Raw genomic sequence first — 14,701 nt, 5'->3', positions numbered from 1 at the left:
TTAACTTTTCCATCGGCCGCTTGGAATAAATATTCATCACTTGAGTGCCGAAATCAATCTATGCTGATTGCGGCACTCTCCAGACCGCCGATCTTCCGCCACGGTTCGCCATGGCCCGCTGTTGTCACCGACAGCCGCCGAACCCAACCGGAGGCCCGATCATGCTCGATCCCAAGACGGGGTTGCCGCCTCGTTTCCTGCGCACGCTCGATGCGGCGCGATTCCTCGGCATTTCCATCCGTACACTGGAAAAACATCGCACCTACGGCACCGGCCCGACCTACCGGAAGATCGGCGGCCGCATCGTCTATGCGCTCCCAGATCTTCAGGGCTGGGTCGAGAATGGTATCCGTCGCTCCACGACCGACGAGACACCCTGCCGGGTCTTTCCAGCCCGTCCACTGACCCCGGCCGAGAAGGCGACCCTCTGAATGGCCGGCGTCATGCCGCAGCGCGGCCAGCATGCGCGCGAGAGCGAGCGGCTCCGCCTCGATCCCTTCGTGATCGCGGGTGGCGATGCCAGTCCCCGCGATCAGCGCGACCTCATGGAGCGCCCGTTCTTCTCGCTTTCCAAGGTAAAGCGGGTCGCGCCGATCCTTTATCAGGCCGGTGGCCAGCGGGTCGAGATTCACGGCTTGGCCGAGCACGGCATGGCGACGATCTGGGACGCGGATGTGCTGATCTGGGCCGCCTCGCAGATTGTCGAGGCCGAGAACGGTGGTCTCAGGACGTCCCGCTTCTTGCGCTTCACCCCCTACCAGCTTCTGACCGCCGTTGGCCGTGCCACGGGTGCACGGGACTACCGGTTGCTCAAGGCCGCATTCGCCCGGCTGCAATCGACCGTTATCCGCACCACCATCCGTAACGGCGAACATTGGCGTCGCCACCAGTTTTCCTGGATCAATGAATGGGAGGAACGGACGACCCGTGAAGGCCGTGTCGAGGGCATGGAGTGCGTCCTGCCGGACTGGTTCTATCGCGGCGTCATCGACCGGTCACTGGTCCTGACCATCGACCCGGCCTATTTCCGTCTGACCGGTGGTATCGAACGCTGGCTCTACCGCGTCGCCCGCAAACATGCCGGGCACCAGCCGCAGGGCTGGCTGTTCGAGATCGCGCATCTCCATGAAAAATCCGGCAGTCTGGCGCGTGTCTCCGATTTCGCGCTCGACCTGCGGCGCATCGTCGGCCGCCAGTCGCTTCCCGGTTATCGCCTCGCGATCCGGCGCGAGGGGAGGCGAAACCTGCTGCATATTCGTCCCGTCAACTTATCCACAGTGCCTGTGGATGTTCGTTCGACCACCCAGCGGCGAGGCAGGATTTTAAAGCCTCTGGCTGTGTCTGATCGCCTGATGATTTCGACCGTCCATTTTCCCATGCTAGCGAGCGTGGATCGCAGTTTATTACCGGCATAGCCGCCATCGGCGAAGATGTGGCGAAGCCATGGAAAGTGTTTGCGTATTGCCGCCAGGACATCGACAGCCCCGTCACGATCCTGAATGTCAGCGGCATGAACAAGGAGGAAGATCAGGAAGCCGCAGGTATCCGTCAGAATATGGCGCTTGCGACCTTTGACCTTCTTTCCAGCGTCATAACCGGAAATTCCCCCACTTTCCGTGGTTTTCACCGACTGGCTATCAATCACGCCCGCGCTCGGGGAGGCCTTACGCCCTTCGATCTCCCGCAGGTTCATGACCAGTACTGTGTTCATCGCTTCGAACAGTCCGGCATCACGCCATGCGTAAAAGTAGCGCCTGACGGTCGAGACCGGTGGAAAGCATTTCGGCAGCAGACGCCACGCACACCCACCCGAGGCGATATAGAGTATCGCGTTTACAACCTCGCGCATATCCGCCGTGCGAGGCCGTCCGCCTCGTTTCGCCGGGGGCACGAACGGCATAATCAAAGCCCACTCCGCATCCGTCATATCCGATGGATATCGCAATCCCTCCCGGCTATGTTCGTGTCGGGCAATACCAGTCCATGCCACCATTCACTCCATCTCTTCGCAAAGACGGATGAATCACAACATGCTGGTATTGTTCAAAAACTTTCGGATCAGGCTCTGAGATCGTCATCGTGCCGGCCGAGAAATCGAACTCCGACAGCGCCCCGGATTATCGCATCCATCGCGATGACGAGGATGGTCCGGAGATCGGTGCCGGCTGGAAACGCACGGGCGAGCGGGCTGGCGATTACGTTGCCCTGTTGATCGACGATCCGCTCCTGCCGCAACGGCATCCGCGAACGGGCGAGTGAACTGGTGACGCTGGAACTCGGCCTTTTCACCGAGATCGAGCAACGCCGCAAGCTGGTCGCCGAAATCGACCAGGATCGTTTTACCCGGATCGATCGGGCGATGCTCGCGGAGGCGGAGGACCGCTTTCTTTATGTGCGCCATGAACCTGATGATCTGCATGGCCAGGCGGATCGTACGCTGCGCCTGCGACGACTCCGCAAGCTCGGCGACATGGGTCTTGCCACGGAGCGCGGGCCGGGGGTGTGGGAATTGCCGACATCGCCCGAATGCTGGCGCGCGGTGGCTATCTGCCGCTCGGTGTGCCGTTGCTCAAGCCGGTCGCGGCACTATCAGGGCAATTGGTCTGCCGGATCGGCGCTGCTGTCACCGTCGATGGCATGGTGCTCGGCAAAGCATGGCGTTGTGAGGAGGCTCTCGGCATGAAGGCTGGCCTCCTTCGCCTGTCTTCATCTTGAATTACATCAGATGCCCCTTTGGGAATCCTATGATTTAAGCCATTCGTAGCGTAATCTAAAAAACGCTGCATTTCAGAAAAATGCAGCGTACAAGAATATTTTTATAATGATGCAGTATGTCCCTGCCCGATATGTCGTTTTATTCGGGCGGGGATGACGTCTTTTGCAGGGTGCGGTCGAAAAAGTGGTCCATCCACAAATATCCCTGTAACCAGTCCTGCGTGCGCAGGAATGCATGGCGTTCGCCGGGGAAGATATGATCTTCGTACGGAACGCCCTGCGCGGTCAGCATCCGCGCCAGCAGCGTCGACTGTTCGAATTCCACATTACGGTCATCATCGCCATGTACCAGCAGGACCGGCGCGCGCCAGCGCTGGATGTCCGCAATGGGAGAGGAGCGCCATTCCATGTCATGTGCATCACGGTTCTGCTGTGGTGACAGGCCGGGATGGTCGGGTTCGGTCATGTCATGGACACCATGGAAATCCACCCCGGCGGCAAAGATGTCGCTGTTACGCGCCAACGCCAGCCCCGTCAGGTATCCGCCCCAGCTTCCACCCCAGATTCCGATCCGATGGGCGTCAACATCATCACGTTTCTGCAGATAGGCCGCCGCAGCCTGCACATCGCGATATTCGCTGGCCCCCGCACGCCCGATGCCCGGTGCGTTACGGAATGCTTCGCCATAACCCGAACCACTGCGGTAATTTACCGACAGCACAACATAGCCCTGTGACGCCAGCGTCTGATTCATCAGATAGGCATTGGAATAATATCCCATCGCATTGAATGCGGGCAGCATCTGGCGCTCTGGCCCACCATGAACGAACAGCAGGGCGGGATGACGCCGGGCCGTATCGTCGGGGGGGATAAATAACTGCCCGTGCAGGTCGATACCATCGGCGCTGTGGAAACGTACGCTTTGCGGCGTGACGAATGATACACCCGACGGCAGCATTGGTGTGACGGGCGTGACGGCCTGCCCATTTTGCAGGACAACGGGGTGTGCTGTCTGCGTCACGCCGGTTGCCATGACGGCGATGTCATTACCCGCCGTGACAAGTGTGGAAATCTCATCATTTCCCGGTGTCAGCGCGATCGCGGCACCAGTGCCCGCAACCGGCCGCGACCAGGCACGCCATTGGTCAAGGTCGCCGGTATTGGAGGTGTAGAGAAGGTTTTTCCCATCCTGTGACACCTGATACGCCGAAACTTCCGCGCCATCGGGTGTCAGGCATTCCGGTGTATCCTGTCCACCCGGTCCGGCCATGGTCATCGGCAGGGCGCAGATGCGCATCCACCCGCTGCCTTCCCATGGAAACAGCAGCCTGCCATCCGCGCTCCAGTAAGGAACGGAGCCTTCCGGTGCGGCAAAGCGCGATCCCTTCCCCGCAGGTGCAGTCCAGACGGTATGTTCGTGGCCGGATGCCAGGTCATAGACATGCACGGACCAGAACCGTCCCTTGGCCGGGTCTGTCCCCAGGATCGGGTCCTGCGTGCGCATGAACGCCACCGATTTCCCATCGGGGGAGAAAACCGGCTGGCGGTCGTTCGACAGGGCTGGTGGGATGAAGGTCAGGACAGTTGACTTCGCCCCGACATCCCACAGTGCGATTACCCCGTGGGAACCGCGATCTATTTCCACCGCCACATGCCGCCCGTCCGGCGCCCAGCGCAATGCGGTGATGGACCCCGGTGTGGTAAAGGCGGCGGTGGGTACTCCCCCTGTATGTCCGACCATCAGTGTCCCGCCACGGCTGAACGCCAGGAACGCCCCGTCAGGCGAAAACGCGGGCGAATGTCCTTCCCCCATGACACTGTCCCGTCCCGAAGGCCCGATCAGGTGGACCGTTTCCTTCCCTGCGAAGGTGGCCTGCCCCGCGTTGGGGGGGGCGTCATTGGGATATTCGGGATCGCCGCCTTCGACATATGCAAGGTTGTGCCCGTCAGGGGTCAGGGTCAGTCCCCACAGGTCGGTGCCGTCATCGGTCGTGTAATGGGTGACACGACGCGGGGCCTGCCCATGATCCGATATCATGATGTTGCGCACGCCTGCGCGGCGTTCCACCCACGCAATGCGCGGGGCCTGCGCCGCACCGGCAAGCCCGTTGGCATACGGCATCGCCAGCAGGGCCGACAGACGCTTTGCCAGGGCATTGTCGCCTTGTGACGTATCATCCGGCGGCGCCGCACCTGGTGGAATGCTCCCCGGTGGGGCAGCCAGCGCAGAGGATGCCAGCAGCACGCCCCCCAGCAGGCCAAGGCCCGTACGACGCAGCAATAAGGAGATGTGAGGCATCACGGAATGGCTCCGGCAAGGGTGGTGAAGATCTGTTCCTCCACCCGTGTGAAGGAAGAATAGGCACCTGGTGTCACGGCATCCTCATCGGGGTATCCCGCGGCGGCGAACACGAACGCATCCCCGTTTGCCGTTTCATACCAGAAGCCCGAATGCAGCCCGTAGGCATCGCCAAGATGCCCGCGCAGGTCCCCATGATATCCACGATAGGGCACGCCCGGGCGTCCATTGGGGTCCGGTTGCCCCGTCAGTTGGATCATGCCCAGCCCATAACTGGCGAGGGGATAGGGGCAGGCCCCGTTATGGCCGTCATACTGCCATGTTGGCGTTTCCATCTGCCGGACGTCATGCGCCGACAGCAGGCGTCTGCCATCAAGGGTTCCGCCACCTTGCATGAAGCGCGCCAGACGGGCCAGCCCGGCCACCGATATCCGCAACCCGCCCTGTGGCGAAAATGCGGTGCCATTGGACCCGATGACATAGGCCGAAAGCTGCGCTGGCGACCATCCCTGTGGCGGTTGCGTATCCACCTGCGCCACATAACCACCCGGCAGGTCGCGATATAACGTCGCCAACCGTTCGGGATGACGCAGTTCGGCGATGTTATAGCCACCATCAATACCCAGTGGCCCCAGGACATGTGTCTGCTGGTAATGGTCGAAACGTTCGCCGCTGACACGTTCGATGATGGTGCCGATCAGGCCGTAACACAGGTTGCAATATTCGAACCACGTCCCCGGCCGATGACCCCCATCATGCGCGAAATGGTAATCTGGCCGCCCCGGCTGATGGGCCGGGCCGAACAGGTCCGCCACCTTCTGTTCCGGCGGCAGGGTATAGCGGTCCGCATCCACGATGGTGGAGGTGTGGTTGAGCAGCATCCGCACCGTGATCGGCATATCCGCGAAATCCGGGTTACGCAGCCCAAAGCCCAGATACTCCGAAGCATCCGCATCCAGCGAAACCCGCCCCTGTTCCACCAGTTCCATCAGCCCGATGGTCGTCACCACCTTGGATACCGAGGCAATGCGGAACAGGGTATCCGTACCGGCCGGAATGCTGCCTGTATCGCCAAGGCGGGCGAAACCGCTATGGTAGCTGTAGGCAACCTGCCCCTTGTGCAGCCGCATGGCCACGAGGGCCGCAAGCGGGCGTGCCTCGCCCTGCGTCATGATGGCATCCATGGCCGTGTCGATGCGCCCCGACGCGGCAGGGGTTGCGCTGGCGGCCGGACCCAGTGCGAGCGCGCATATCATGGCAAGGAGGCCGCCGCCCCTCATGGCGTGTGCGCCGGTTGCAAGATGGTGCGTCCGACCGCAGCCGCCCTGACCCGATGGGCGGAGAAGGGCAGGGGCTGCATGCGCCCCCTGAGCCAGTCCGGCATGAAATCCGCATAATGGGCCGAACGTGGATCGCCGCTCTGTCCTGGGAAATTGAGGAAGACCGAATGATCCCATTCCCCCACGTCGCATACCATCAGATAACTTGCGCCCCCCGTTGTGACATAGGGATCATGCCCGTTCGATAACGGGTTGTACCATCGTGCCATGACGGTATAGGGATCGCCCCCCGTGCCGGTCCGCGCCCCACCCAGCTGCGGGAACCGCGCGGCGATGGCAGGGACATGCGCCAGCGCGTGATCCAGCGTGATCGTATGCAGCGTCCCCCACCGCCATGCGGCCATGACGGGGCCAAGGCGGTCGCGCAGTTCCGATTTCGCACCACGCAACGCAGTCACCAGCATGTCATCACGCGTCTGGGCCGGGTTCGCCCCGAACCGGGCATCGGGCGCATGCAGCAACGTCTTTTGCACCGTCGCGTTGATGGGACCGGGCAGGAGGTCATGCAGGCGTGCCGGGATCAACAGGGTATGCAGCGCGCGTTCCAGCCGTGTCCACCAGACTTCGTAAAGTGCCGCCGCCGCACTGTCGGCATGCACATGGCCATCCCACCCGCGCAACAGCGCCGCCACGTCCATGAGATCGGGCGGCACGGCACCCAGCAGCCCGACCATATCTAGGGCAAGACGGGAAAATGTATCATGCTGCAACGCCGCACAATCCGCGATGGTGGCGCGCGGCATCTCCTCCAGCACATGTGCCACGCGGTCATGGCGGAAGCGGTCACGCCATTCGAAGCTGACACGGCGTTCCTGCGCGGGATAGCCGGGCGGCAGGTTCATTTCGTTGGATGTGGCAAACCAGCCGGATGCGGGATTGAATGTCGAAGGCAGCATCTCCAGCGGCTGCAGCCCCTTCCAGTCATAATGTCCGTCCCCCGGCACCGGCAGCAACCCGTCATGCCCGTCCACGCGCGATGGCAGGCCCCCTGCGGCCTGCCACCCGATATTGCCCGCCGTATCGGCATAGGTGAAGTTGGTGGGGCTGGTATGGACACGCAGGGCTTCGCGGAAGCTGTCCCAGTCATGGGCAAGGTTCAGGCCGATATTGACCAACAGCCCGTTGGCGCCCGGATACAGCCATGTCGCGCTGACCGCCGTGGCCCGGCGGCGCGCGGGGTCTGCGGATACGACCGGGCCCTGCGCCGCGTAACGCAGCACCACGTCGCGCCCTGCCTCGCCCCGCACCGCAATGTGTGTGGGGACGGTTTCCATCTGTTTCCATGCGCCATCATGGAAATAACGGTCGGGATGGGCCGGGTGGGTGCGCAGGATGAACAGGTCTTCCTGATCTATATGGAAGTTGGTCCGGCCAAAGGCGATCTGCGCGTTATGGCCCTGCATCACGCCGGGCATTCCCGCCGTGCCGCCACCAATGACGTCAAGTCCCGGCGCGCTGAGGTGGATGACATATCGTGGTCCCGGCACGCCAAAGCTTAAATGCGGGTCATTGGCAAGGATGGGACGTTGCGTTGCCGTGCGCGATGGGGCGATGACCCAGGCGTTGCTGCCGGAATTGGTGCGGCGGTGTTCCGTATCGCCTGCGTCGCGCACGCGTCCCAGTGGCGGGGATGCCTGAAGCACGTCAAACAGCCCGAGGTCGCCTTGCGAGATCGCATGGACATCAAGGCCGCCTGGCACACGTGGTTCATGCGCAGGTTCCAGTGGCGTGCACAGCGCGTCGTAGGACAGCCCCCCGCGTGCGGCAAGGCGGGCGCGGCGGATTTCCGCACGCGTATTGCCCGTGACCTCGGCCCGTATGCGGATCAGGTCCAGAACGTCCCATGACATCGGCATGTAGCCAAAAATCGTGAATTCGGGCGGCAGCAGGTCGGGATTGGCCCGCACCTGCGCCAGGCGCGCATTGATCCCCGCAACATATGCCCGTGCGCAGTCCTGCACCTGTGGTGAAAACCGCGCCAGTTCGGCGGCCGCATCGCCCCGGAACAGGAACAGGCGGTTGGCGGTGTCGGTATCCACGAAATCCGGGCCAAAGACCTCAGCAAGCTGACCTAGTGCCTGGCGATGGCCGAAATCCAGTTCCCACAGGCGGTCGCGCGCCACAAGGAACCCATTTGCGAAAAACGCATCGGGGATGCTGCCTGCGCGGACATGGGGTACGCCCCAATGATCCTCCAGTACCTCCACCGGGGCCGACAGCCCGTCCAGGGCCGCGACCACCATACGCTGGCGTGCGGCCCGCGCCATGGGGGAAAATGTGGCAAACCCCGCCGCTGCCCCACCCAGAAGGATCTGCCGGCGGCTGCATCCGATGTTGCGCATGCTGGTGTCCTTATGTTGCGTTGGTAAAAGGGGCTGCATCGCCGCGTACATTGCCACGGACAAGGTCGCAGACCCGCAGCGCCGATCCCACGGAAAGCGTAAAGCCAAGCGCCCCCTGTCCCACGTTAAGCAGCAGGTTGGGCGCGCGTGTGCGCGCGATGATCGGCACCCCGCTTGGCGTCGCCGGGCGCAGGCCCGCCCACGGGCGCGCGGTGTCATATGGCCCCGCCCGTGGCAGGGTTTTCGCCGCCAGGTCACGCAGGCGCGCGATACGGCGGGGATTTATGCTGTTGTCACGCGCCCCGATATCGACCATCGCCGCAATGCGCAGCGCATCGCCCAGACGGGCATAGACCACACGGTTGTCATAATCGGTGACGCTGACATCGGGCATCGTCCCGGCGGGCGAAGCCACCGTCAGGCTATATCCCTTAAGCCCGTAAAGCGGCAGGTCAAAGCCCATGGCGCGCGCCATCTGTCGCGATCCCATGCCCGCCGCCAGCACCACAAGGTCAGTCTCATGCGCCCTGCCATCGACCAGCACGTCGCATCGCCCGTTCGTGCCCTGACGCAGGCTGGCCTGTCCATGCCGCAACGTAAAGGACGGCATGGCGGCCATCGCGTCGCGCAACGACAGGCAGAAACGGTAACAGTCCGCCACTTCGTCCGCAGGGGAGAATATCCCCCCTGCAAGACTGGGTGCCAGCGCGGCAAAGGCTGGTTCCACGCGCGCGCATTCAGCAGGGGAAAGGACCTGTTCGCGTTCGGGATTGCTGATCCCGGCGGCGGCCTTGCTAAATTTGGCGGCGTTGCGATAGACCACGAGCTTGCCTGGCTGCCGCCACAGGAAATCCTTCAGCCCCTCGCCGCGCCAGCGGGTAAGTTCATCCTGACTGCGGAGTGCGAGCTGGAGCAGGATTTGGCTGTTACGGGCATTGGTGGTGCTGTTGCACGCCCGCAGGAACGCCAGCATCCAGCGCCACTGGTGCGGGTCGGCACGCAGGCGCAGCGAAATCGGTGATCCCGCCTGCAACAGCCACGACACGGATTCACGCGGCACCCCCGCATCCGCCAGCGGATGGACATAGCGATAGCTCAGTTGCCCGCCATTGGCGAAGCTGGCCTCCTGCCCCACATCGTCGCGCCGTTCAAGAAGCGTGACCGCATGCCCATCGCGCAGCAGCGCATAGGCCGTCGCCAGTCCCGTGACGCCGCCGCCAATGACCGTGATATTGCGTTGTGCCGGCATCGCGCCTGTCCCTTGCTACTCACTACCTGTTGCAAGATGGTAATGTTTTTATGAGGTTATTTCAGGTGGAAACCTAAAAACAGATACCCGCGCAGGCCAGTTTTAAAATGCAGTCCCCCTATAACTCATGGTTAAGGGATGGGGTGTGGCGGCGGGTTTGAAAAAGGGGGCGTCCCTGTTGTGCGGTATGGCGCGAAAGCCGTTCGGGGTTGTCCTGCTTGTGCCGTTTCTTTGGGCGCGCGTCTTGCGACGTCTGTTTGAAAAAATGGCTTTGTCAGAAAATTTATGGTCCGGGTGTGGGGGCTGGGGCCGCAGCTTGGCTGGCATCTCAAAGAGAGTGTTTGAAAACAAATCATTGATAAAAAACAGGAAAAGTTTTTGGGTACCGCCTTTTTTTAAAAGGCGGCGTCTTCTGAAGCTTTTTGGAAAAAGCTTCACCAAAAACTTTTGTAATTTCAGTATGTTATTGAGACTGACTTTTCAAACAATCTTCAGGAAACGCGGACCATGATATTTTTCAGGGAAGATCTGTCTGAAAATTTCGAAACATGTCGCCCCATATTCAAAGGAATTGAGGCAGAATCTCAAAATCATTCCTTATTTCATCAACGGCTTGTTTTGTTCGAAGCTTTCTCATGGCGGGGGCGGTAGGAAAAGGGCGCGCCCATCCGCAAGCCGCAGTTCATGCGGGTGAAAGGCGCGGTCCCTTTCATGATGGCTGATGCTGATGATGGTCATGTGCGGCAGCGCCGCAAGCAGCGCGGCGTGGATGCGGCGCGTATTTTCGTCATCAAGGGCGGAGGTCGCCTCGTCCATGAACAGCATGCCCGGCCGCTGCAGCAGGACACGCGCCATGGCGATACGCTGTGCCTCGCCAGGGGACAGGATCGTGTCCCATTGTGCCTCCTCGTCCAGCCGCGCGGCGCAGGCGTCAAGGTTCACGGTATGCAGGACCGCTTCATACCGGGCATCGTCATGGCTGCACGCCGCATGGGGATAGGACAGGACCGCACGCAGGCTGCCATGGGGCAGATAGGTGCGCTGCGGCAGGAACATGCAGTTCCCCCTGTCAAGGGTGATGGTGCCGTGGCCATGTTCCCACAGGCCCGCGATGGCGCGCAGCAGGGTGCTCTTGCCCGTTCCGGACGCCCCGCGCACCAGCCAGCGTTCCCCCCCCATCGACATGCAGGGCTGGAATATGCAAAAGCTGCCTGCCATCGGGATGATGCAGGACAAGGTCGCGGATATCGAGGCCGGGCGCTGGCGTGTCGATATGTGTGATGCGCGTGCAGGGCGGCAGGCTGACGGTGCGTTCGAATTCGTGCAGGCGCTGCATGACCGAGCGCAGGGTGGCAAGGTCGGTATAATTGTTCATGAACCATTGCAGGCTGCGCCGGACCTGCATGAACGCCGCGTTGATGCGTGAATATTCCCCAAAGGTCAGCGCGTGGGCCACCAGTTTCGGCAGCAGCAATACCCACAGGATGATCGACGCGGTGCCATTGAACAGGTCGCCCACGAAATTCGCCCGCCATGTATAGGTTACGACGCTGCGCCAGTTATGGGCGATCGTGCGCAGATAATGTGAAAGACGCAGGTTTTCTGCGTCCTCGCCCCGGCTGAAGGCGATCTGTTCGGAATTGCGCCGCATGTCGATCAAGGCCGCGCGCAGGTCCGCGTCGAAATGCTGTTGCCTGTAATCGGCTTCGATCAGGGGGCTTCCCATCTTTTCCATAAGGATCGACGCCCCCAGCGTTGCAAGGATGGTGCCCAGAAGAAGGTAGCCTGAAACACGAAGATGATGCCCGGACCAGCTCAGGTCGATGCTGCCGCCGATTTCCCAAAGCACAATGGAAAATGACAGCAGCGTCGTCACGGCCTGTATGCCATCAAGGGCCATGCGCAGGCTCAGTACCGTCATCTGCGACAGGTCATCGGCAATACGCTGGTCAGGGTTGTCGCCCGTCGCGGTTCCATGTTCCATCCGGTAATACGCCGTATCGGACAGGTACCGCCGCAGATAGACCCGTGTGTTCCACAGCCGCCAGCGCATCGACAGCACCTGCGTCAGGTAGGTCTGCAGGACATAGCATCCGCTGGAAAGGACACAGACTGCGATATAGGGGGGCAGCAGCCACAGGCAGGTTTCCACCCTGTAGGCGAACATGGCATCAAAGAACTGCTGGTTCCACCGGCCGAACCACACCGCCGTACGGACATAGACGAATGACAGCCCCACGATCGTGGCCAGCATCGCCAGTGGGGCCCATTTCTCGTGTGAACGCCAGTAGGGCAGCACGACCGTCCAGTCGGACAGGGAGTGGCGGGCAGGGGGATCAGTATGTCGCACGCAGGGTCGCCATGAAATTGCGGGGGGCCGCGGGGAAGTTGAACTGCCACACGCCGCTGGCCCGTTCGTAATAATAACGGTTGGTCAGGTTGTTGGCATTGAGCTGCAGGCGTAAGTGCCGGTTGATGACATAGCCGATGACGCTGTCGATGGTCATGTATCCGCCCTGCACGGTGGTGGGATATCCGCCATGCAGGTTGCTGCTGGCGTCGATCCCCGCCCCGAGGCTCAGCCCCTTCAGGCGGCCTGTGGGCAGGGTGTAATGTACCCATGACTTGAACATGTGGTGTGGCGAATACGCCCCCCCGAAATCCGCCGAGGACGGATTGGACAGCTTGGTATCAAGATAGGTATAGCCGATCGACACGCTGAGGTTCGGCAGGATCTCCCCGTCCATCTGTGCCTCCCATCCCTGTCGGCGAATGGGGCCGGTGGTGATGTAAAATCCGACATGTTCAGGGTCCGACAGCGGCTGGTTGACGCTTTCCATCCGAAACAGCGCGGTCGAGACATTGAGGCGACCGTGGAAATACTCCCCCTTGAACCCGGTTTCCACCTGGTTTCCCAATTGTGGCGCAAGCCCGCCGCCGCGATAGCGCATATCCCCCACCGATGGGGTGAAGATGCTGGCATAACTGGCGTACCACGACAGGTGCGGGGTGATCTGGTACACACTGCCCAGATAGGGCGTCAGTTGGGCATGGATGTCCGACCGCGTCGCCCACGCCCCGCGCGGCGACGGAGAGGTGTCGCGCGCATGTTCGTAAAAGCGCGAGACGCGCCCGCCAAGCACCACCGACAGGCCCCGGACGGGTTCAAGCCGCAGTTGCCCGTAAAACCCCCACTGATAGGCAGCATCATCCCTGCCTTCGGCCCCGCCAGAGGACGCGGCATAGCTGACGCTGCCTGCGGCAGGGGCCGGGATGGCGGCGGTGTTGCGGATGCTGATATTGTCATATACGCCACTGCCCGTAATGTCGGGATAGGCCACGTACTGGTCATATGAATTGTAATTGAAGCCCGCCAGCAGGTGATGCGTATGATGGAACAGGCGGAACGCACCTGTGGCATAGATATCGGCAGAGCGTGAAGAGTTCGTCCCCTTCTGCGCGGAAATGCCCTGGTCCTCATAGGTCAGCAGGCCGCTTTTCGCGCCGATGGTCGTCCAGGGTTCATTATAGAGCATGTCATAGCTCTGGTCATAAAATGTCCCGCGTGCCGTCAGCGTCCAGTTCCGTCCGATCTTTTGTGACAGTGACACGGCAGTCTGCTGTGTCATGTAGTTGCTGTAGCCCCATGGTTGGGACGGATTGGCCGACCGGCCACCATACCACAGCGTCCTGTCCGTTGTGACCGGCAGGCCGAAATAGGGCGCGGTAATGTCCTGCTGCTGTGCCGCGTGGGAGACAAGGAAGGTTGTCGTGGGCGTGATATCCCATTCCAGCGCGCCATAGGCCTGCCATTTGCGCGAATGGGAATACTGATAGAAATAGCGGTTGTCCTCAAACAGGTCCGCAGTGCGAAAGCGGAGTGTCCCCGAACGGTTGAGCGGCGTGCTCAGGTCGATGTCGGCGCGATAGTTGTCAAAGCTGCCGACGCTTGCCGCACCGCCGAGGGCGAAATCGTGTCCCGGTTTTTTTGTCACCTCGTTAACCACGCCGCCTGCGCCGCCAGCCCCCTGCAACAGCCCGGCAGAGCCGCGCAGGACCTCGATACGTTCATACATCGACAGGTCGAAGGTCGCGTTGTTGAGCGTCCCTGCCGCATTGGGCGTGCCGTCAAGCGACGTCGTAAGCTGGTAGCCGCGGGAATAGAAATTCGAATTCGCGCTTGACCCTGGCAGGACGCGGATGCCGTTCACCTGCCGCATTGCGTCCGTCATCGTCAGCATGTTGGAATCCTGCATGCGTTCTTGTGTGATGACGGAAACCGAATGCGGTACATCCTTCAGCGCAACGCCCGATTTGCCCCACAGGTCGGTTGTGGGCACCGTATAGGACCCACGGTTGGCCCTGACCTCTATGGCTTCAGGCCGGGGCAGGGTGCTGTCGGTCTGGGGTGAGGGGACGGCCCTGGTGGTGGCATGTGTGCGGGGGGCAGCTGTTGCCGTCCGGGCCGCAGTAGGCCGGGTAGGATTGGGTTGGACAGCACTGGGTTCGATAGCTCTGGGGCGGGCCACACTGGGACGGCCCGCACTGGGTTGTGCAGCACGGGTCCGAACCGGATTGGGCCGGGCTGGATTGGTCAGGGTTTGGGGGGGATGATGTGGGGTTGCATGGGCGTGATGTGCGATCATGCATCCGCACAGGAGGATTCCGGCCGGGATGACCCCGACCAGAACAATCCGGGCCGGGATGATCCCGACAGGCCCGGACGCCTTTGAAAAACGCGACATGGATTGCGATC

At 61.7% G+C, this 14,701-nt stretch carries 9 protein-coding genes and 4 pseudogenes; 5 read left to right on the top strand and 8 right to left on the bottom strand.

The genetic code is table 11. From position 1 onward, the window contains the following. Window positions 1-161: 161 nt before the first annotated feature. Both FYB92_RS14545 and FYB92_RS14540 read left to right on the top strand, forming a co-directional pair. Window positions 162-431: a DNA-binding protein gene (locus tag FYB92_RS14545; protein WP_332828865.1), complete on the top strand. Its 270-nt coding sequence runs from the start codon at window positions 162-164 to the stop codon at window positions 429-431. Next, window positions 432-1,289: pseudogene (locus tag FYB92_RS14540) on the top strand (replication initiator protein A); the annotation flags it as partial. It lies immediately after the preceding gene. Here FYB92_RS14540 and FYB92_RS14535 read toward each other — a convergent pair. After that, a pseudogene (locus FYB92_RS14535) lies at window positions 1,289-1,993 on the bottom strand (IS5-like element IS1031C family transposase); the annotation flags it as partial. The pseudogenes FYB92_RS14540 and FYB92_RS14535 sit on opposite strands and share 1 nt — an antisense overlap. A gap of 74 nt (window positions 1,994-2,067) precedes the next feature. Between FYB92_RS14535 and FYB92_RS14530 the strand changes: the two are divergent. Both FYB92_RS14530 and FYB92_RS14525 read left to right on the top strand, forming a co-directional pair. Further along, a pseudogene (locus FYB92_RS14530) lies at window positions 2,068-2,235 on the top strand (DUF736 domain-containing protein); the annotation flags it as partial. 279 nt (window positions 2,236-2,514) lie between these two features. Next, window positions 2,515-2,655, top strand: a pseudogene (locus FYB92_RS14525) (conjugal transfer protein TraF); the annotation flags it as partial. Between the two features lie 199 nt (window positions 2,656-2,854). Here the strand turns inward: FYB92_RS14525 and FYB92_RS14520 are convergent. From FYB92_RS14520 to FYB92_RS14505, 4 genes are read right to left on the bottom strand one after another with little or no spacing between them, the layout of a single operon-like run. Then, complete coding sequence (locus FYB92_RS14520; RefSeq protein ID WP_332828864.1) at window positions 2,855-5,014, bottom strand: alpha/beta fold hydrolase; 2,160 nt, start codon at window positions 5,012-5,014, stop codon at window positions 2,855-2,857. Beyond that, the gene (locus FYB92_RS14515; protein WP_332828863.1) at window positions 5,014-6,294 is read right to left on the bottom strand and encodes a serine hydrolase domain-containing protein; all 1,281 of its coding nucleotides are present in this window, start codon (window positions 6,292-6,294) and stop codon (window positions 5,014-5,016) included. The genes FYB92_RS14520 and FYB92_RS14515 overlap by 1 nt, the downstream gene beginning before the upstream one ends. Then, complete coding sequence (locus FYB92_RS14510; RefSeq protein WP_332828862.1) at window positions 6,291-8,696, bottom strand: penicillin acylase family protein; 2,406 nt, start codon at window positions 8,694-8,696, stop codon at window positions 6,291-6,293. The genes FYB92_RS14515 and FYB92_RS14510 overlap by 4 nt, the downstream gene beginning before the upstream one ends. A gap of 10 nt (window positions 8,697-8,706) precedes the next feature. Then, window positions 8,707-9,945, bottom strand: a complete 1,239-nt coding sequence (locus FYB92_RS14505) for an FAD-dependent oxidoreductase (RefSeq protein WP_332828861.1) — start codon at window positions 9,943-9,945, stop codon at window positions 8,707-8,709. 127 nt (window positions 9,946-10,072) lie between these two features. Here FYB92_RS14505 and FYB92_RS14500 point away from each other — a divergent pair, with 127 nt between their 5' ends. Further along, window positions 10,073-10,456 (top strand): hypothetical protein, encoded by a 384-nt coding sequence (locus FYB92_RS14500; protein WP_332828860.1) that lies wholly within the window; start codon window positions 10,073-10,075, stop codon window positions 10,454-10,456. Window positions 10,457-10,578: 122 nt separating this feature from the next. On the opposite strand, the gene FYB92_RS14495 is transcribed toward FYB92_RS14500, so the two are convergent. The 3 genes from FYB92_RS14495 to FYB92_RS14485 are packed head-to-tail and all read right to left on the bottom strand — an operon-like array spanning window position 10,579 to window position 14,690. Further along, entirely contained in the window at window positions 10,579-11,103 is a 525-nt protein-coding gene (locus tag FYB92_RS14495; protein WP_332828859.1) for an ATP-binding cassette domain-containing protein, read from the bottom strand. Beyond that, complete coding sequence (locus tag FYB92_RS14490; RefSeq protein ID WP_332828858.1) at window positions 11,015-12,295, bottom strand: SbmA/BacA-like family transporter; 1,281 nt, start codon at window positions 12,293-12,295, stop codon at window positions 11,015-11,017. The genes FYB92_RS14495 and FYB92_RS14490 overlap by 89 nt, the downstream gene beginning before the upstream one ends. Then, window positions 12,282-14,690: a TonB-dependent siderophore receptor gene (locus tag FYB92_RS14485; RefSeq protein ID WP_332828857.1), complete on the bottom strand. Its 2,409-nt coding sequence runs from the start codon at window positions 14,688-14,690 to the stop codon at window positions 12,282-12,284. The genes FYB92_RS14490 and FYB92_RS14485 overlap by 14 nt, the downstream gene beginning before the upstream one ends. Between the last annotated feature and the right edge of the window lie 11 nt (window positions 14,691-14,701).

This window comes from Novacetimonas sp. GS1, from assembly GCF_036686925.1.
In the GTDB taxonomy this organism is placed as follows: Bacteria; Pseudomonadota; Alphaproteobacteria; order Acetobacterales; family Acetobacteraceae; genus Novacetimonas; species Novacetimonas hansenii.
The sequence above is the reverse complement of the archived record's forward strand: the minus strand, read 5'-3'. Positions and strand labels throughout refer to the sequence as shown.